Genomic DNA, 256 nt, shown 5'->3' on the forward strand with positions numbered 1-256 from the left:
GCACCAAATCGAGCAACGTACGGGTTGTCGATCGCAATAATTCGGTCGCGCAACGTCCGACCGTTACTACCGGACAATATGTAGTCCGCCCCGGCGATACCTTGTTTTCGATCGCCTTTCGTTACGGCTGGGACTACAAAACCCTCGCCGCCCGGAACAATATTCCTACGCCGTATACGATCCATCCGGGTCAGACAATTCGCTTCGACGGGCGCAGCGGTTCAACGCCGACAGCGGTGGTGAGCAACTCCAGTTC

1 protein-coding gene is annotated in these 256 nt (G+C 56.6%); it reads left to right on the forward strand.

Features of this window, described 5'->3' with window-relative positions; translation table 11 throughout:
• A partial coding sequence (locus tag AAEY83_RS16700; protein ID WP_351060877.1) for a LysM peptidoglycan-binding domain-containing protein occupies positions 1-256 on the forward strand: 256 nt, incomplete at both ends.

Origin of the sequence: Psychrobacter sp. TB20-MNA-CIBAN-0197, from assembly GCF_040309765.1 — a bacterium.
Lineage (GTDB): Bacteria > Pseudomonadota > Gammaproteobacteria > Pseudomonadales > Moraxellaceae > Psychrobacter > Psychrobacter submarinus.